General features: G+C 61.4%; 12 protein-coding genes. 7 read left to right on the forward strand and 5 right to left on the reverse strand.

Going from position 1 to position 19,552, the window contains the following annotated elements; all coding sequences use genetic code 11:
* Positions 1 to 68: 68 nt before the first annotated feature.
* The gene (locus BLT42_RS06195; RefSeq protein ID WP_091768462.1) at positions 69 to 1,379 is read left to right on the forward strand and encodes a UDP-glucose dehydrogenase family protein; all 1,311 of its coding nucleotides are present in this window, start codon (positions 69 to 71) and stop codon (positions 1,377 to 1,379) included.
* Positions 1,380 to 1,502: 123 nt separating this feature from the next.
* The gene (locus tag BLT42_RS06200) at positions 1,503 to 3,023 is read left to right on the forward strand and encodes a phosphomannomutase/phosphoglucomutase (RefSeq protein ID WP_091768465.1); all 1,521 of its coding nucleotides are present in this window, start codon (positions 1,503 to 1,505) and stop codon (positions 3,021 to 3,023) included.
* Positions 3,024 to 3,047: 24 nt separating this feature from the next.
* Here BLT42_RS06200 and BLT42_RS06205 read toward each other — a convergent pair whose 3' ends face one another.
* Positions 3,048 to 5,570, reverse strand: a complete 2,523-nt coding sequence (locus BLT42_RS06205; RefSeq protein ID WP_176780277.1) for an acyltransferase family protein — start codon at positions 5,568 to 5,570, stop codon at positions 3,048 to 3,050.
* Positions 5,571 to 5,646: 76 nt separating this feature from the next.
* The gene (locus tag BLT42_RS06210; RefSeq protein WP_091768470.1) at positions 5,647 to 8,181 is read right to left on the reverse strand and encodes an acyltransferase family protein; all 2,535 of its coding nucleotides are present in this window, start codon (positions 8,179 to 8,181) and stop codon (positions 5,647 to 5,649) included.
* Between the two features lie 412 nt (positions 8,182 to 8,593).
* Between BLT42_RS06210 and BLT42_RS06215 the strand changes: the two genes are divergently transcribed.
* From BLT42_RS06215 to BLT42_RS06230, 4 genes are all read left to right on the forward strand, one after another.
* On the forward strand, positions 8,594 to 11,776 hold the full coding sequence (locus BLT42_RS06215; RefSeq protein WP_091768473.1) for an FkbM family methyltransferase: 3,183 nt from the start codon (positions 8,594 to 8,596) through the stop codon (positions 11,774 to 11,776).
* A gap of 141 nt (positions 11,777 to 11,917) precedes the next feature.
* Positions 11,918 to 12,487, forward strand: a complete 570-nt coding sequence (locus tag BLT42_RS06220) for a D-sedoheptulose-7-phosphate isomerase (protein ID WP_091768476.1) — start codon at positions 11,918 to 11,920, stop codon at positions 12,485 to 12,487.
* Positions 12,488 to 12,542: 55 nt separating this feature from the next.
* Positions 12,543 to 13,424, forward strand: a complete 882-nt coding sequence (locus BLT42_RS06225; protein WP_091768479.1) for a 6-hydroxymethylpterin diphosphokinase MptE-like protein — start codon at positions 12,543 to 12,545, stop codon at positions 13,422 to 13,424.
* 18 nt (positions 13,425 to 13,442) lie between these two features.
* Positions 13,443 to 14,732 carry a glycosyltransferase gene (locus tag BLT42_RS06230; protein WP_091768482.1) on the forward strand — a complete coding sequence of 430 codons (1,290 nt, stop codon included), beginning with the start codon at positions 13,443 to 13,445 and terminating at the stop codon, positions 14,730 to 14,732.
* On the opposite strand, the gene BLT42_RS06235 is transcribed toward BLT42_RS06230, so the two are convergent.
* From BLT42_RS06235 to gmd, 3 genes are read right to left on the reverse strand one after another with little or no spacing between them, the layout of a single operon-like run.
* Positions 14,689 to 16,164 carry a glycosyltransferase family protein gene (locus tag BLT42_RS06235; protein WP_091768485.1) on the reverse strand — a complete coding sequence of 492 codons (1,476 nt, stop codon included), beginning with the start codon at positions 16,162 to 16,164 and terminating at the stop codon, positions 14,689 to 14,691. The two genes, BLT42_RS06230 and BLT42_RS06235, sit on opposite strands and share 44 nt — an antisense overlap.
* Positions 16,165 to 16,222: 58 nt before the next feature.
* Positions 16,223 to 17,224 carry a GDP-L-fucose synthase gene (gene fcl, locus BLT42_RS06240; RefSeq protein ID WP_091768489.1) on the reverse strand — a complete coding sequence of 334 codons (1,002 nt, stop codon included), beginning with the start codon at positions 17,222 to 17,224 and terminating at the stop codon, positions 16,223 to 16,225.
* On the reverse strand, positions 17,208 to 18,278 hold the full coding sequence (gene gmd / locus BLT42_RS06245) for a GDP-mannose 4,6-dehydratase (RefSeq protein ID WP_091768492.1): 1,071 nt from the start codon (positions 18,276 to 18,278) through the stop codon (positions 17,208 to 17,210). Before gmd ends, fcl begins: the two co-directional genes overlap by 17 nt.
* Positions 18,279 to 18,830: 552 nt before the next feature.
* Between gmd and BLT42_RS06255 the strand changes: the two genes are divergently transcribed.
* On the forward strand, positions 18,831 to 19,544 hold the full coding sequence (locus tag BLT42_RS06255; protein WP_176780278.1) for an ABC transporter permease: 714 nt from the start codon (positions 18,831 to 18,833) through the stop codon (positions 19,542 to 19,544).
* Positions 19,545 to 19,552: the final 8 nt, after the last annotated feature.

Here is a 19,552-nt window from a genome sequence, read left to right on the forward strand (position 1 = left end):
CAATCTTCCCTTGCACAGGCTCGCTGGGTCAGCGATACCGGTCGCAATCAAAGCAGGAGAAATTCGACATGCGTGTTGCAATGATCGGGACGGGATATGTGGGCCTGGTTTCTGGTGCCTGCTTTGCCGATTTTGGCCATGAGGTCATTTGTGTCGACAAGAATGTCGAAAAGGTCGAGACGCTGCGCTCTGGCGGCATCCCGATTTATGAGCCTGGCCTGGACTTGCTGGTCCAGCGCAATGTCCGTGAGGGCCGTCTCAGCTTCACCGATGACCTGACCGAAGCCGTGCGCGATGCCGATGCGGTTTTCATCGCCGTCGGCACGCCGAGCCGGCGCGGGGATGGCTTCGCCGATCTGAGCTATGTCTATGCCGCAGCCCGCGAAATCGCGAGCGTCATGAATGGCTATACCGTGGTCGTCACCAAATCGACCGTGCCGGTCGGCACCGGTGATGAGGTCGAGCGCATTATCCGCGAAACCCGGCCTGACGCGGATTTTGCGGTTGTCTCCAACCCGGAATTCCTGCGCGAAGGCGCCGCGATTGACGATTTCAAACATCCTGACCGCGTCGTCGTCGGCACGGATGACGAGCGCGCCCGCACCGTCATGCACGATATCTACCGGCCGCTCTTCCTCAATGAGACCCCGATTGTCTTCACATCGCGGCGCACGTCCGAACTGATCAAATACGCCGCCAATGCCTTCCTCGCCCTCAAGATCACCTTCATCAACGAGATGGCGGATCTGTGCGAAGCGGTGGGCGCGAATGTGCAGGAAGTCGCGCGCGGTGTCGGTCTCGACAATCGCATTGGCGGCAAATTCCTGCATGCCGGCCCCGGTTATGGCGGCTCCTGCTTCCCCAAGGATACCCTGGCCCTGACGCGCACTGCGCAAGAATCCGGCGCCCCCCTGCGGCTGATCGAGACCGTGGTCGAGGTCAATGACGCCCGCAAGCGCTCGATGGCGAACAAGGTGATTGCCGCCTGTGATGGCGATGTCTCCGGCAAGACCGTCGCCGTGCTGGGCCTGACCTTCAAGCCCAATACGGATGACATGCGCGATGCGCCAAGCCTCGAGATCGTCCCGGCCCTGCAAAAGGCCGGTGCGCGCATCAAGGCCTTTGATCCGGCCGGAACCCTGGAAGCGGAAAAGCTCCTGACCGGCGTTGACTTCGTTTCGGGGCCCTATTTCTGCGCCGAGAATGCCGATGTCCTGGTGATCATCACCGAATGGAACGAGTTCCGGGCGCTGGATCTGGAACGGATCAAGTCGGTCATGCGTGCGCCGGTCATTGTTGATTTGCGCAATATCTACTCACCGGAAGAAATGGCCAGCGCCGGCTTCGCCTATTCCAGTGTGGGACGGCCGACGGCCTGACGCCTCGCCGCCGCGCCCTGCACGGGCGCGGCCGGCATCATGCGGACCGATTCTGGTCCCGGCGCCCGGTTTTGCAGGGTCATGCCAGCGCCAACCCACCCGTTTTGCAGATGGAAGCGCATAATGAGCCAGATCCCACAAGCGACACTGAAGCCCAACACTTCCGCTTTCGAGAATGAGCCGCTGATCAAACCGACCGGTTTTCGCGAATATGATGCGCGATGGTGGTTCGGGCACCCGGCCTCCGATGTCGCTCCGGATCTCAACCTGTACGGCGTCCAGGCGCTGGGACTTGGTCTGGGCACGCTCATCCATGAATTGGGTGTCAGCCCGAAAATCGCGGTTGGCCATGATTTCCGCAGCTATTCCCTGAGCGTCAAACAGGCGCTGGAAGTCGGTCTGATGGATGCCGGGATCGAGGTGCATGATATCGGGCTGGCCCTGTCGCCCACCGCCTATTTCGCGCAATTCGATCTCGACCTGCCCTGCGTCGCCATGGTGACGGCGAGCCATAACTCCAATGGCTGGACCGGCGTCAAAATGGGGGCCCAGCGGCCACTCACCTTCGGCCCCGACGAGATGTCACGCCTGAAGGAGATCGTGCTGGGCGGCCTGGGCCAGTCCCGCGCCGGCGGCGGCTATGTCCGACAGACGGGCGTGGCTGAACGCTATCTCGCCGACGTTTCGGAGGGCGCCCGGATCGCGCGTCCGCTCAAGGTGGTTGCGGCTTGCGGCAATGGTACGGCCGGTGCTTTCGCGCCGCAGGCCCTGCGGGCAATGGGCGTCGAAGTGGTGGAACTCGATTGCGAACTCGACCACAGCTTCCCGCGCTACAATCCCAATCCTGAAGACATGAAAATGCTGCACGCCATTCGCGATGCCGTGCTCGAACACAAGGCCGATATCGGCCTGGGCTTTGACGGCGATGGTGATCGGTGCGGCGTTGTCGATAATGAGGGTGAGGAGATCTTCGCCGACAAGATCGGCCTGATGCTGGCGCGCGACCTGGCGCCGCTCTATCCCAATTCGACCTTTGTGGTGGACGTGAAATCGACCGGCCTGTTCGCGATCGATCCGGTGCTGGCCGAACATGGCTGCAAGACGGATTATTACAAGACCGGCCATTCCTACATCAAGCGCCGTTCGCGAGAGCTGGGCGCCCTGGCCGGCTTCGAGAAATCGGGCCATTTCTTCCTGCAGCCACCGATTGGCCGCGGCTATGATGATGGCCTGGTGGCCGCGCGCGCCATCCTGCAAATGCTCGATCGCAATCCCGGAAAGAGCATGGCCGACCTGCGCCGGGCCATGCCGGTCAGCTTCGGTTCGCCGACCATGTCACCGGCCTGCGCCGATGAAGTGAAATACGGGGTGGTCGAGCGCATCGTCGCCGATATCCAGGCCCGACATGCCGCCGGCGAGATGATGGCCGGGCGCCGTATCGTCGACGTCAACACCGTCAATGGCGTGCGCTTCACGCTCGAGGGCGGGGCCTGGGGTCTGGTGCGGGCCAGTTCCAACACGCCCAATCTCGTTGTCGTGATCGAGAGCACGGAATCGGCCGATGATGTCGCATCCGTGTTCGCGGCGATTGAGGGTCTGCTCTCGGCTTATCCGGAAATCGGCGCCTTCGACCAGAAACTCTGACCGCTGCGGCTCCGCCAAGGGCCGCTACTCCTCATGAAACTCCAGCGCCGCTGCCCGGATGATGAGCGAGCCGGTATGCGCGCGTGAGTATTCGTAATCCTGCCCCGGCGCGCTGGCGGCCGGGATCAGCTCGATCATGACGCTACGGGTTCCGGCCGGCAGGTCGAACGGGATGGTCAGCCGCATATTCTCGTCCGTGACGCTTTCGCGCCAGTCCGTTTCGCCGGCATCGCGGCGCGGCAAGGTGCGTCCGGTCTCACCATCAACCAGAAACTCAAAGCGCTCGCCGGTGGGATCCAGCCTCACCCGGACCATCGGGAAAACGCTGCGTGGGCGATCAAGCACGATCTCCAGCGTCGCCGACCGGGCATCGGGATAAGTGGCAAGCGTGGCGGCATCGACCTCGAAACTGGCAGTCTGATAGGAGGCTGCGCGATCATCGCTGAGCAGGATATTCGAGCCGGAGCGATATAGAGCTGTTGCGCGCCAGTCGGAAGGGTCCATCAAAGACAGGTCAGGATTGACGGTGAGCGCGGGGCTGGGGGTGTTTTCGCGTATTGGCAAGGGCCCGTCCGCGGACAGAAATGTCTCGAAGAGCGCCAAGATGCTGGCATCTGTGCGCACCGCTTCACCCAGGCGTTCCGAACCGCGCCAATTAAGATGGTCACGGTCGTAATAGGAAGGTTGTCCGTCTATCAAACCCTGGCAGGTCGTTCCGTCGCAAAGGTAGTCATTGAAATCAAGATAGGTGGCGCCGAGTGATTCAGCAGTCAGCCGGACAATCCGATTCACTTCCATGATCGCGGTTCGGTCCACCGATCCGCGCTCTGCGCACTGCAGGAAGGGGAAGCGCAAAGCCTTGATCGGGCAAGTTGGATCAGCTTGCGTGAGTTGGGGAATGCGTCCGATCACCATCACTGTTTTGCCGTCATCGATCAGTGCTTGAATCGTCGCCCCCAAGGAGGTGATGAATGGCTGACCATGTCGCGTGAGGTGATTTTCCCAGTTCGCCGCCAGGATCATGTGGTCGTAATTCGGAAGGATGTTCCGCACCAGATCGACCGACGTGTCGCAGCTATCGCTGAATCGAACTGACGCGTACTGGCCGGGGGCGTCCAGAATCGGTGGGCAAGAAGAGATGGAAATATTTCTGAACCCGAAACCGGCCGCATCGGCGATTTCTCGAACGGTGCCGACATAGTGCCCGGAATTGGAGTCACCCCACATCAGAACCGGTGGCTCCTCGCTGGCATTGATGCGGCAGGCCGGCCTCGTCAGCATGTCGTCGCGGAGCATGAAGCGCTGGCAGACGTAAGGGGCGCTAGTTGACGAGCCGGATTCTCTGAACATCTGGTCGACTTGAGCAACATAGCTCGAGTCCAGACGCCAGACGCCAAACCCCCCGGTCGAGAAAACCGCGCCGCAAACTGCCAAAATAAATACTGTCGGCACCGCAAAATAGACGGTGAAGATGCGCGCGAGCGAGGCTTTGGTGCGGCGCAGGGGCTGCTCGACCAGTCGGTAGGACAGGATTGAGGCGGCCATCATGATCGCGAAACAGATCAGTTTGAGCTGCAGGTCGAGATCGCCGGCCAGATAGCGCGCGAAGGCGAGTACGGGCCAATGCCACAGATAGAGCGAATAGGAGATCAGGCCGATCCAGACAAAGGGCCGGAATGACAGGGCGCGATTGACCAGCGACCCGCCGGCGCTGCCGACATAGATCAGACCGACGGCGCCCAGGGTGACCGGGATGGCGAGAAAGCCCGGGAAGAGGTCGCCCTCATGGATAAAGACGAGGCTGCCCGCAATCAGTGCCAGCGACAGCAGGGCGAGCATTTCACGCAGGAGGCGCGGCAGCCGGGCGTCCCGGTAATGGTGCCGGACTGCCATCAGGCAGATCGCGCCGGCGAGCAATTGGCCGGCCCGCATCGGCAGCATGTAATAGGCCGTCATTGGCGCCGATGGCGCAACGAACTGGGCGAGCAGGAAGGACGCCAGCGCGACCATTGCGAGCCCGGCCAGAACCAGGCGGCTATAGCCCCGCGTCCCCCAGGCGGCCAGGATCAGCGGCCAGAGCAGGTAGAATTGCTCCTCCACGCCGAGCGTCCACAGATGTAGCAGCGGGATGGTGGTGGAATCGTCGGCGAAATAGCCGGTGTCGACCGAGAACAGGAAGTAGAAATTCGCCAGCGACAGGACCGAGAAAACGGAGGAGAGCGAGAGGTCCTTGAAGTCGGCGGGCAGCATGATGATCTGCCCGGCCACGAGCGTCACAAGGATCAGCGCCACGAGGGCGGGAATGATCCGCTTGATCCGCCTCTGGTAGAATTCGGCAATGCTGAAGCGGCCCTGGCCGATATCGCTGGTGATATTGCCGGTGATGAGAAAGCCCGAGATCACGAAGAAGATATCGACGCCGATAAAGCCGCCCGGCACCCAGGTCTTGTCGATATGGAAGAGCACGACGGCCATCACGGCGAGCGCCCGCAATCCGTCAATATCCGGCCGGTAGTTCGAGGTTGTCCCGGGGTGTGTATCGCTCATCGATCGGCTCTTCATTCGGTGTTGGCGGGCGACCGCCCCGTTTATGTGCGGAGACGACCCGTTTCACGCTCGGATATCAGGGTGAGGGTTCGGCAGGCGAGCTGGTGGTGGCATAATTGATCGCGAGATCCGCCAGTACAATGCTACCGGTCGCGGCGACCGTATACTCATTGCTGAGGCTGGTCGCGGCGGCCGGGAGAATATCGAGTCTCAGCTCGCTATTGGCCGGATCGAACGGGATGGTCGCCGTCAGCCGGATCAGGTCTCCATCGACTTGCTCCGTCCAGGCGTCCGGGCGGCCGCGGCGCAGCTCGACACCATCGCCTGCCGCGTTGACGATGAAGTCGAAACGGCCATCCGGGCCGGATGTGGTGACGCGCAGGAGCGGACGGCTTGCATCCAGCCGCCGGAAGATGGCTGTGACCGTCAGTGAGCGGGCCTCGGATGCCGGCAGTGAGCCCGGCGCCAGGGTGAGATAGCTGGACTGGTAGCCGGTCTCGGTCTCGTCCCGGAATAACAGCCCGCCGGAAATGCGGATGGCGCGGTCATTCGACCAGATATCCGGTGACAGGAGATGGGTCAGCGAGGGAAGCTGTTCGGCAGCCGGACCACGCGCGATCGTCGGCATATCGCTGGGGCTGATCGCGACCAGCGGTCTGAAGGCTTGCAGAATGGCCTCGTCATTGATGACCGCCTCGCCGAGGATCTCGCCGCCGCGCTGGCTCAGATGTCCGACATTGTAATACAGCATCGTGCCGTTCTGGACGCCATGGCAAACGCCATCCTCGCAGAGATGGTCGTTGAAATCGACATAGCGCGCACCGGCGGCCACGACCACATCGCGCAAGGCGTCATTGACCCGGTCGGGGCGCGTCCGGGCAATGACTGCACGGCTGCCGCAATCCATGAAGGGCAATCGCAATTGCTTGCGCTCGCAGTCATGATCGACCGAGGCCAGCTGCGGCAGGCGGCCGATGACCAGAACATCGACATTGCGTTCGCGCAATTGCGTGACCGTGGCGCTGACTTCATCCAGGAAGCGATCACCCCATTGATTGATGTGGTTCTCCCAGTTCGCAGCGAGAATGACAGCCGGGTACTGGTCGAGCACGTCCAGTGTCGCGGCGATCGATTGTTCGCACCCGTCTGCCGTGCGCGGATTGGCGAATTCTGGCGCGTGCTCGAGCAGGGGCGGGCAGGCCGAGTGGGCGATATTGCGGAAGCCAAAGCCGAGATCCTCGGCAATGGCGCGGACGGTCGCAACATAATGGCCGGCATTGGAATCGCCCCAGAGCAAGGCCCTGGGCTCATCCAGGCTATTGATGCGGCAAGCCGGCAGGGTGACATCGTCATGGTCGAGATAGGGGCCCTGGCAGACAAAGGGCGAAGCGGTGCTGGGCAGATTGTCCAGTTCGAGCTGGGCCAGGCGTTGAGTATAGCCCGCATTGAGCGTCCAGACACCCAGCCCGTCCGTGGCGCGGATCCCGATGACGGCCAGGATCAACACGGCGGTCGGCAGGGCGAAATGCGTCAGGAAAACGCGGCTGAAACTGGCCCGCGTGCGCCGCGCCGGCCCCTCGACCCAGCGAAAGGACATCCAGGACAGCGCAATCATGACAAGGAAGGCGAGAGCCTGTTGCGGCAGGTTGAGCTCGCCCGTCACATAGCGCGCAAAGGCCAGAACCGGCCAGTGCCACAGATAGAGCGAGTAGGAGATCAGGCCGATCCAGACGAAGGGCCGGAAGGTGAAGGCGCGCGACAGCGAGGAGCCGCCGACGCTGCCGGTCAGGAGCAGGCCCGCCGATCCCAGTGTGACCGGGATAGCGAGGATCCCCGGGAAGGTCATGCTCTCGTCGATCCAGATCAGGCTGGCCGCGATCAGGGCCAGCGAGCCCCAGCCCATCAATTCCCGGGACCAGCCGGGAAAGGGGGTGGTGGATTGTCTTTCCCGCACGAGGAAATAGCACAGGGCGCCCGCCATCAGCTGTCCGGCGCGGGTTGGCAACATGTAATAGGCGACCATGGGCGCGTCCGGCGCGATCAGCTGGGCCGCGGCGAAGCTCGCTGCCGCGATCACGAAGAGGACGCCGATCAGGACGCGGGTAAAGCCGCGCACGCCAACCGCGAACAGGGCCAGCGGCCAGAGGAGGTAGAATTGCTCCTCGACCCCCAGAGTCCAGAGGTGCAGCAGCGGGTGAAGGGTTGAATCGTCTGCGAAATAACCCGTGTCGAGAGAGAAGAGGAAGTAGAAATTGGCCAGGGAAAGCTGGGATGCGATGGCGCTGAACGCCAGGTTCTGCATGTCATCAGGCAGGAACAGGATCTGTCCGGCCAGCAGGCAGGTCAGCAGCACGACCGACAATGCGGGCATGATCCGGCGGATCCGGCGCCGGTAGAATTCGGTGATCTTGAAACTGCCGCGCTCGATGTCCTGCGCGATATTGCCGGTAATGAGAAAGCCGGAGATCACGAAGAAGATATCGACGCCGATGAAGCCGCCCGGCACCCAGGTCTTGTCGATATGGAAGAGTACAACCGAAAGTACGGCGAGAGCGCGGAGCCCGTCGATATCTGCCCGGTATCCCTCCCGGACTGTCGCGAGTAGCTTCATTTGCCGTGGCCCAGGTGATAGAAGTTAAAAATCATGCGGTGAAAGCTTCATGATCATAGTGTGTTCATGAGCTTATGGACCGTCGGGTTTCGCCGGTCAATGTGGGCCACATGGCGACAATCGAGCGACTGCTGTTGGGGCAAATAGTCGGCATTGGAAACGATATTGCGCAACATGTTCGAGTAGTGCGGCAGCGGGTCCGGGATCGCTTCACGATGCCTGGGCGTCTGCGCCGGAGTTGAGCGATATGACGGCGCGGGTGGCCAGCAAAGCTTTCGCCGCTATATCTGACCGCATGGGTGTGAGGGTAGAACTCAACCTTGCGCTGCGTGCGGCGCGCGCGATACGGCGGGCGCGTTAGCCTCAGGATGTCGGTGGGCGTCCACCGGAAGAATGGATCGACGGCGCGAATATGCAAAGTTTTCTGACGCGTATCCTGGGCCTGCTTTTGCGTTGGGCGGACTTTCGGTCCGCGCTGATTGACGTCCTGGGCGGTTCCGAAGACCAGGCTGTGCTGGATGCGGCTGTCGCGGCCCAGCCGGAGCGCGTTGCGGCCGTTCTGGCGCGCCCTGACCTGTCCGCCCGCGCGGCCGCCGCGCCGGGTCATGCCGAAGCCATCATGGCGCATATTCCGGACAGTCTGCTGCTCGACGCCTTGCGTCAGCGCCTTCCGGACTCCGCGACGATCTCGCCGCAATTGTCGAGCCCGCCTTTCCTCGACGCGCTGCTGGCCCGGCCGGACTGTGTCGCGCGTGTCATTGACCAGGCTGGCAGCCCCCTGATGCTTGAGGCCATGCGCGCGCGCATGGAGTCGGACATGGGGCTGACCTGGCAGCTGGTGAATGACCGCGTCCTGCGCAATCTGAGCGAGTCGACCCGCTTCGACGCCATCGCCGCCGAGGGGCTGGGACGTCCGGCCCTTCGCGAGGCGGTCAAACGCCGCCTGGCCGGCAATCCGGATTATGCGCGCTCGGTCCTGACGCGCGAGCAGTTGAGCCATGTCCTGGCTGACCCGGTCTTCCTCGACGCGGCCGCCTCACGCCTCGATGACCCGGCCCTGGTCGATGCCGTCGCCCGCCGGGCCGGCGAGCATGCGCCCTATGCCCGCCATGTGATCGGCCTCGACGCCTTGCGTCACCTTTCAGCGGGTAAAGACCTCCAGACGATCATCGAGGAACGCCTCGATAGCCGCGAACTGGCCGGGCATATTGCCGGCCGGCTGGCGAAGGATGCTGCCTTCCGTGCCGCCATCCTGGGCGCCGACGTCTATGAAGCCGCGCACAAAGACCCGGAATTCCTCGACGCCGCGGCGGCGGCGATCCACAGCGCGCGGCTCATCCAGGCTGTCCGGCGCGCGGCGGCCGAAGACGTCGAATATGCCCGCCGGGTGATTGCCCCGAAGGCCCTGACCAGATTGGCCCACGATCCGGGCTTTATCGATGTGGTCACGGGGCTGGTCGGGCAGGATTACATGATCGATGCGGTCCGCGCCGCGATCACCGGCGACCCGGCTCTGCGCGCCCGGTTCATCGATGCCGAAATTCTCGAACATACGCGCGCCGCGCCTGACTTCCGGCGCGTTGCTGCGCTGGAAATCGGCAGCGACGAGCTCGCCGGTGCCATCCGCGCGGCGCTGGAAACAGATGCCGGATACCAGAGCCGGATCATCACCGGGGCTGTCCTGGAGGCGATGGCCGACAATCCGGTCTTCCTGGCGGCCGCCGCCCGCGCGATTGCCCACACGCCGGTCGTCGACGCCATTCGCGAGGCTGTGGCAACGGACGCGGATTATGCCCGCCGGATCATCTCGCGGGAGGCGCTCAACCGCGTGTCGGTGGACCCGGTCTTCGCCGACGTGGCGGCACAGCAGGTCGGCCGCGATTACATGATCGAGGCGGTGCGGGCCGCGATCACTGCGGACCCGGCCTTGCGGGCCCGGATTATTGACGCGGACATTCTGGAGCACTTGCGCGGCACGCCTGAATTCCAGCGGGCCGCCGCCGGTGAGATCAGCAGTGCGGCGGCAGAGGGCGCCATCCGTGCGGCGCTTGAATCCGATGCCGGGTATCGTAGCCGTATCATCACTGAAACCGCCCTTGAAGCGATGGCCGGATCTTCGGGCTTCCGGACGATCGCCGCAGGACAGCTCACGAGCGAACCTCTGGTGCGCGCCGTTCGTACGCTCCTGCTGGAGGATACGTCCTATGCGCGGGCCGTGCTGGACCAGGCTGTCCTGCGCAAGTCGAGAGACACAATGGCCTTCGTAACCGTCGCCGCCGGCTCGATCCGGGCGACCGGTGTGCAGCTGGCGATCCAGCGATTGATGATGCGCGATCTGGAATACGCCCGCGTTCTGCTCAATGAAGAGATTATCGAGTCGGTCGCGGACGACACGATGGTGCTCGAGCCCGCTGCGCGGCGGATTGCCAGCGACCGGTTGGTTGACGCTGCGAAGCGTGCGCTGCGGGACGATGAGGCCTATGCGGCGCGCCTGCTGACGACCGAGATCCTGAAGGTTGTCGCCGATCGCAACGCATTCTCCAAAGCGACCCCGACCCTGCTTCGCGTCGGCGGTTTCCGGAACAGCGTGCAGCACGCGCTCGGTGATGAGCCGGTCCTTGCGGCCAAGCTCGCCGGCTCCCCGGCCGTCCTGTCGAACTTGCTGGATCAGCCGTGGAAAGGCAAAGGCAAGCTGCTCGATTTCACGGGGCGCGCCGCGACTGTCTGGCGATCACTGGAACGGATCTATGGCAAGGAAAGACTGGAAGAGGTCGCCGCGACTGTGGCCCCGCCTGAAAGGGGTTTCGGCCGCGAAACCGATGTGCGTGACTACATGCTTTCGCGGCTGTGCGAGGGCAATGTCATGCGTCTGCCGCACGGCGAGATCCAGTTCATCGACCGCCGCTCGCTCTGGACCCTCGTCAATGAAATCCTGATCGATGAGGAATACTACTTCCACAGCGACAAGCCGGACCCGGTGATCATCGATTGCGGTGCCAATTTCGGCATGTCCACGGTCTATTGGAAACTGCTCTATCCCGACGCAAAAATCACCGCCTTCGAGCCGATCGCGGAATATGCCGATCTGGTCAGGGCGAATGTCCGCCGCAATGATTTCACCAATGTCGACGTGCACACGGCGGCCCTGTCCGACCATGGTGGCCAGGAGACCTTCTTCGTCTCCGAAGACCATTCCATGGCGGGCTCATTGACCGAGCGGCGTACGGCGTTCGGCGATGCCATCCATGAGATCACGGTCGATACCGTGCGGCTCAGCGAGTACATCACCGGGCCGGTGGACTATCTCAAGCTGGATATCGAAGGCGCCGAGCCCAGGGTGCTGGCCGAGATCGAGCACAAGCTGAAATGGGTCGATCAGCTCACCATGGAGTGGCATATCGACCCGGACAAGACGGCAGACGGCTTGTCCGAGGCCCTCGTCCGTCTGGAGCGGGCGGGCTTCGCCTACGGGGTGGCCAAGTCCTATAACTATCTCCGCGCGACCTCGCACCGGCCGATTTCGCACGTCTCCGGCGTCGGAACCTTCAATGTCTGGGCGATCAAGCGCGACAGCCTCAAGCGCTTCCGGGACTAGGCTCGGCACTGTTGCCGACTGTGCAAATCCGGAGAATGAGCGTTCCAAATGGAACAAAAATTGCTACAAGAATTAGCATCGAACCACTAGCCGGTCGGTCGCGAGCGCGGCTTGGATCGAAATCATTTCTGGGAGTCTGACATGTCGAAGGTCGATCACACATGGCTTGGTGATTATTTCAATAAGTACAAAGGCTTGATGTTCGACGAGCAGGTCTATGGAAAATTGCTGGAATTCCACAAGCTGTGCCTGAGTGTTCGTGAGCGCGGCGGCAAGCTGATGTTTGCCGGCAATGGTGCCAGCGCTTCGATCTCGTCGCACGGGGCTGTCGACTTCACCAAGCAGGGGCGCGTGCGGGCGGTTGATTTCAACGAACCCAATCTCATCACCTGTTTCTCCAATGATTTCGGCTATGAAAACTGGATCGCCAAAGCGGTCGAGTTTTACAGCGACCCGGAAGACGTGCTGGTCCTGATATCCGTCAGCGGCAAATCCCCCAATGCGGTCAAGGCTGCCGAATATGCCAGGTCCAAGGGTATTCCCGTTGTCGCCTTCACCGGCTCGGGCGGCGATAATCCATTGCGTGGCATGGCGGAAATCGACTTTTGGGTCGATAGTCGCGCCTATAATATCGTCGAATGCATTCATATGGGTTGGCTCATGGCCGTGGTCGACATGCTTGTCGGTCAAGCCGAGTATCCTGTGAACTGATACAACTCGACGCGCGCCAGCAGATTTGCGGCGCAGGGCGATTTAGGGGGGCGATGTGTTATCCTGGAGTTCGGATATTTCACATCTGGAGCGGCTTGCGAGCTATCTCCGTGTGAGGCGCGCGCGGGCGCGCTATTTTGAGACCTTGCGCCTGGATTTCAGCAAGGGCTTCCCCTTCACCACCCGCGATCCGGGCTATCAGGGCCGCATCGCGAAACTGTGGAACAAGCACAAGGGCAAGCGCGGCTTTGTGATCGGGAACGGTCCGAGCCTGGGGCAGATGGATCTGACCAAGCTCAAGGATGAGGTCACGATCGGGTCGAATGGCATCTTCCTGAAATTCAAGGAAATGGGTTTTCACACGACCTATTTCACCATGGAAGATATCCAGCAGGTGGAAGACCGGCGCGACCAGCTTGCCGAGGTCAAGGGGCCGGTCAAGATCTATGGTCTCCATAATTCCTACGCGATCAAGAAGGTCGATGAAGACACGCTTTTTGCGAATGTTGCCGTCGAGAGCTATCCGACCAAAAACCGTTGGAAGGAATTCTATCCGGGTTTCTCGACCGACTTCGCGAATATCGTCTATCTCGGCTCGACGATCACCTACATCAATCTGCAACTCGCTTTCTTCCTCGGATTGAACCCCGTCTACATTATCGGGTGTGATCACAGCTACGGGCCGCTGGCGAAGGTCTATCCCCCCGGGAAGATCCGCATCACACCAGAGGTCTTTGAAATGCTCAAGGAAGCGCATTTCATCGACAATTATCACAAGGTGGGCGGCACGTTCGGCATCCCTTACGTCTCTTACCAGGAAGATGCCTACAAGCGCGCGCTTGAAGTCTTCCGCGGTTCCGGCCGCGAGGTGTTCAATGCGGGTGAGAACTCGAAACTGGACATCTTCCCCCGCGTCAATTTTGACTCCCTCTTCTAGCATTCAAAGAGAGTTCCGATGCGCATCGTCCATCTCACCTATACTCTCCGCGGCGGCGCCGGCACGGCCTTGCGGCGTCACCACCTGGCTTTGCGAGACCAGGGTATTGATTCCCAGGTCGTGGTCGGTGAACCGGTCAAAGGGGACTCGCCCCATATCCATTGTCTGAAGGACCTGGTGGACGTTCCCGATGCGAAGGTCCGGACCTTTGAGGCCCTCGCGCGCCGCCATCAAAAGCGTGACGGCGCTGGCGATCTGTGGGCTGCACCGGAGAGTTTCGGTCTCAAGGATACGGACCTCGTCCGCTCGGCTGACATCGTCGAGGTGCGTCAGCTTCATGCCGGCGGGCACCGGCCTTTCTTCAACTTTCGGGCCCTTCGTGCGATCGCGCGCGAAAAACCGGTGATCTGGCGATTGTCGGATATGTGGGCCTTTACCGGCTATTGCGCCTATTCTCTGGAGTGTGAGCGCTGGCGGGACGGGTGTGGCCCATGTCCCCAGCTCACTGTCGAGCCGGAAAAAGCCGAATTGCGTCGCCCGGAGCGGGACAATTCCGCCATCATGTGGAATGCCCGGCGCAAGGCCTTCAAGGGCGTGCCTTTCCATATGGTTTTTCCATCGGAATGGTTGCTTGAGAAGGCGCGCGTCAGCCTGCTCGAGCAGGCGGCATCCTTTACCCATATTCCGGTCGGTGTAGATCTCAACGTGTTCAAGCGTTCGGCCAGCCAGGCGAACCGCGCCCGGTTTGATATTCCCAAGCCGAATTTCGTGATCGCCGCGGTCCTGTCCAATGCCAAGAACCACCGCAAGGCCTTCGACCTGTTCGCGGCAGTGGCGGGGCAGTTGCGGGAGAGACAGCGTACCAGCCTGGTGATCATCGGCAATGTCGGTGATCTGGAAGGCCATCCGGACTTTGAAGGGCTTCAGATCGTCAGCCCCGGTTTTGTCGGTGACGAAGCCGAGCAGGCGGCCATCCTGTCGACGGCCGATGCCTTCCTCTTCCCGTCACGATGCGATAATTCCGCCCAGGTTCTGCTGGAGTCGGCGGCGAGTGTCCTGCCCACCGTGTGTTTCGACGTCGGCGGCAATGCCGAATATGTGAAGGAAGGCGAGACCGGCCGCGTCATTGCCCCGTTTGACGTGGTCGCCATGTCGGCCGCAATCCAGGCCTATCGCGACGACCCGAAGCTGGCGAAGGCCCATGGCAAGGCCGCCCGGCGCTTCATGGGGGAGAACTGCTCGGTTTCGCTGCAGCGTCAGCGCTTCATGCAGTTGTACGAACAGGTGCTCTCGGGCGCGGCGCAGTAGCCGCCACGGGCGTTGCCGGAGCCGACGTTTCATTCTCGATCGCCTTGACCGGGTTCGCCTGCGGCATCAGGCCGGATTCTGCCAGGCAGTGTTCCAGGGTCGCCACGAAGGCCTGGTCCGACAGGCGGCGGTCGAAATACTCCTGCGCCCGTTCAGCATATTCGTCGTAATGACTGTTGAGTTCGTCGAATGCGGCGACGAAGGATTCGTAATTATTCGGCTCATAGGTCAGGCCCACCCGATTGGCCTCGGTACGGAAGCCGCAAACGCCGTAGGACGGGAAGATCACCGGCTTTCCGAAGGACATGACCTGGCGCCATACGCCGCTGGTTCTGGCGTGATTGCGGTAGGCGAGGGGGATGTAGTGGGCATCCCTGAACAGGCGGTCGATGAATTTCTGTGAACCGCAATAGGTGCTGAATTCCAGCAGGCGGTCATCCTCGATGAGTTTTTCGCGCGCACGAACTTCACGCCAGTTGAGCACCTGGTAGCCCGGCTTGATCCGGCCGAGCCGGACGAGGATCAGGTCGGGACGATCCGCCGCCAGCCGGAGCAGAAAATCGAAGCCCTTGCGTACTTCCAGATCGCCGAACAGCAGAACGATCTTCTTGCCCTTATGCCGGCCTTTCCACTGCTGGTAGCGTCCGGCAAGGCGTTTGTAGAGTGTGGTTTCCTCCTCGGTGAGGACTTCCTCGGATTCATAGTGGCCGACTTCCTCAATGAGGTGGACCCGGCCGGCCTCGGTGTGACGCTGGGCGTAGACATCGTCGGACGCCAGAATGCCATCGAGATAGCCGGGCTGGACGAGCAGATGCTCGTAAATCACGCCGCGCAGCCAGTGGCGCCGTTCATCCAGATGCTTGAGCCGGCGCGCGGGAAGGGTGCGGCGATAGAGATAGTCGTAACGGATGCAGACCGCATAGGTATTGCCGATAAAGCGGGGCTTTCCGGCCTGGCCCTGCGAGAGGAATGTCTTCAACATGGCGTCGCCATCCATGAAGAATGTCACCGCGATATTCTCGGCCTTCTGGTATTCGACAATCGCTTCGAGTTCGGACGCTGCGCTTGGCATGCTCTTGCGCAGGCTCACGACGCGTACACCATCGAGATCCTTGATACTCTTCATGCTCGGCGAGGTGAATTCCTTCCAGCTGGCCTGGGTGGCATCATGCAGAAGCCACTGCAGCGAGGTGGAATCCTGCTCGCCGCAATAGACGACATCGACCTCAAAACCGAGCTTGTGCAAGGCATCCGCAAAGCGCGCGGCGTAGAGATGCCGGTGGCCGCCAAGATGGCTGGAATAGATCATCACCCGGCGCGAGTCCGAGGCAAGCTTGGCCCCGCCGCGGATCCGGCCATATTTGACCTGGAGCGCAAACGCACTGATTTTTGAAATCAGATCGTTGATTACATTAACGTTTTCCAGGTTCATGAACTTCCAGACCTAATCTTCGTTTGCGGCAATACGATACCATGTTCAGGGCTGTATTTCAGCCAGCAACCCGGTCGTTCGGCCCCCGGCCTTCAACGCTGTTGGCCAGATACCATTTGTAAGCGTCCTGCAGACCTTCGCGCAGATCGATCGAGGGTGCCCAGCCAAGGCTGCGCAAGCGGCTGATATCAAGCAGTTTGCGCGGTGTGCCGTCTGGCTTGGACGCATCCTTGCGCAGGCTTCCCCGGAAGCCGACGACATCCATGACCAGCTGCGCCAGGGCATCAATGCGAATGTCTTCGCCCGTGCCGACATTGACGTGCTCATCACCGGAATAAACCTTGAGCAGGGTCACGATCGCATCGGCGCAGTCGTCCGCGTGCAGAAATTCGCGCAGGACCGAGCCGCTGCCCCAGATTTCCATCGAATCGGCCTCGGCCATTTTCGCTTCGTGCGCCTTGCGGAGCAGTGCCGGAATGACGTGTGAGGATTGCAGGTCGTAATTGTCGTACGGCCCGTACAGATTGGTCGGCATGGCGGAAATGAAATCGCAGCCATGCTGGCGCCGATAGGCCTGGCACAATTTGATGCCAGCGATTTTCGCCAGCGCATACCACTCATTGGTGGGCTCCAGCGAACCGGTCAGGAGGGCGGCCTCCTGGATGGGCTGTTCGGCAAATTTTGGATAGATGCAGGATGATCCCAGCAGGATGAGTTTCTCGACGCCGGTCCGGTGGGCGGCCTCGATGATATTCGCCTCGATCATCAGATTGTCGTAGAGGAAGTCGGCCGGGTAACGGTCATTCGCGAGGATGCCGCCGACCTTGGCGGCGGCGATGATGACGAGTTCCGGTTTTGCATCGGCCATCCAGGCCCGGGTGGCCTGCTGGTCGCGAAGATCCACCGTCTTGCTGCCGACCGTCAATAATTCGCCCGGAGATTCGCGCTCCAGCCGGCGAACTACGGCCGATCCCACCATCCCGCGATGGCCGGCGACCCATATCCGCTTGCCCTTAAGGTCACATGGCGTCTGCGCCGTGCGATCATTCAAACCGGTCATTGCGGTCACCTTCCATCGCGACCACCTTCAGGTCGGCTGCGACCATTTCCTGGACGAGGACCTCGAAACTGGTCGTATGAGTCCAGCCCAGTTTTTCGCGCGCCTTGGTCGGGTCCGAGAGCAAAAGTTCCACTTCGGCCGGGCGGAAATACCGCTCATTGATGCGCACCAGCGTCCGGCCGGACTCGGCGCAGATGCCGGTCTCGTCAACGCCTTTGCCGCGCCATTCGATCGTGATGCCGACATGCCCGAAGGCTTTTTCGACGAATTCCCGGACCGTGTGCATCTCGCCGGTGCCGAGCACGAAGTCGTCGGGCGTCTCATGCTGGACGATGCGCCACATGCCCTCGACATAGTCACGTGCATGGCCCCAGTCGCGCTGGGCGTCGAGATTGCCGAGATAGAGGCAGTCCTGGAGCTTCAGCTTGATGGCAGCGACGGCGCGGGTGATTTTCCGGGTCACGAAAGTCTCGCCGCGCAGCGGGCTTTCATGGTTGAACAAAATCCCGTTCGACGCATGCATGTCATAGGATTCGCGGTAATTCACCGTGATCCAGTAAGCGTAGAGCTTGGCCGCTGCGTAGGGGCTGCGCGGGTAGAATGGGGTTTTCTCGGTCTGCGGGATTTCCTGGACCTTGCCGTAAAGCTCGGAGGTGGAGGCCTGGTAGAAGCGCGTCTTCTGCTCCATGCCGAGAATGCGAATCGCCTCGAGAATGCGCAAGGCGCCCATGGCATCGGAATTGGCTGTATATTCGGGGGTTTCGAAACTGACCTGGACGTGAGACTGGGCCCCCAGATTGTAGATCTCGTCCGGCTCGGTCTGCTGCACCAGTCGAATGAGATTGGTCGCGTCCGTCAGATCACCATAATGAAGGTGGAGCTTCTGATCCTTGGCAAAGGGGTCGGTATAGATGTCGTCGATACGACCGGTGTTGAAGGACGATGAGCGCCGCTTCACACCATGAACCACATAACCCTTGTCGAGCAGCAAGCGCGCCAGATACGCACCATCCTGACCGGTGATACCGGTTACAAGCGCGACTTTATTGCCCATTAGTTCCCCCTAGAACCAATCGCCGGACCTGATTGGGCGCCGAGAGGCCAAGCTTGGCCTTCCGTTTCGCATGCCAGTTCGCGCGATGAGTGATAATGAGGATCGTCTAAGAAACTTGGCGGCCTCACGCAACCCCTTATCACAATGTGGGATGGGGGATTTTGCGATTGGAGTGTGGCGAATCCGGGATTGCAGGGCCTCGCGGCACAGCTTCTATGCAAAGGACGGGCGAGCGCCTGGATGTCCCCGGGGGCGGCGGAATTATTCGTTTCAACATGCGCCGGTGCAGATTCGGCCGCGCCGCCGGCCGGGAATAGGGCGGGCCCCGGGTGCGAAGCTGAGAAGTCCTATAGGTCCATGCAGGCCGGGGATGTATACAAAACTGCCGCGAGCAATTCGGCGATTTCAAGGAGCCATGGCTTCAGGCTGGGCACAGCCATCATACCGGCCAGGCCTTTACTTCGCGGCCCGGCCTCTCCCATATCGGCGCGGCGCTGCTGATACCTGGCAACCAGATAAAGGTGCATTTTGGGTCAACCGGCTTTTCAACTCGTGAGACGCGACATCCGCGCCCAATATGCCGGGTCGGGGCTCGGCCTCGTCTGGGCCTTGCTCGAACCACTCATCCTGGCGACCGCATTCATCTTCCTGCGCCATTCGGGCATGATCTCGATCGGCGATATCACCTTGCCGTACGCGGTCTATGCGGTGACCAGCCTGATGGTCTGGCAGACCTGCGTCGACGGTATCAATGGCGGGCTCAACTCAATCACCCGTATGCGTCCCCTGTTGAAGACGACGCAGGTGTCGGCGGGCTCGGTGGTCTGGGTCGTGATCCTGACCGCGTGCTTCTTCCATCTCTTCCGGCTTGTCGTGGCCCTGGGGGTCGCGCTCGCATTCGGCATTCACGACCCGGTCAATCTGATTGCCTACGGCCTGCTGTCATTCCTGGCGCCCTTCTTCGGCGTCGCGATCGGTCTGCTGGTGGCGCCCTTTGCAGAACTCTATCGCGATTTGAAGATCCTGGTCTCCTCGGCCCTGCGCCCGTTGCTCTTCGTCTCCGGCGTGATCATTCCCATCCCCGACCAATTCTCTTTTCTCGGGGTTTACAATCCGATAGCCGTCGCAATATCCACCGCTCGTGGTGCGCTTGTCGACGTGGGCCGGGTGGATTACGGTCTCGCCGGCCTCTGGCTGGCGATCATGTTCATTGTGTTCGCAATCGCGCTATTCATCTTCCGGCGCACGCTTAGAATCGTCTTGTGAGAACCCCC

The organism is Maricaulis salignorans (assembly GCF_900103475.1).
GTDB lineage: Bacteria > Pseudomonadota > Alphaproteobacteria > Caulobacterales > Maricaulaceae > Maricaulis > Maricaulis salignorans.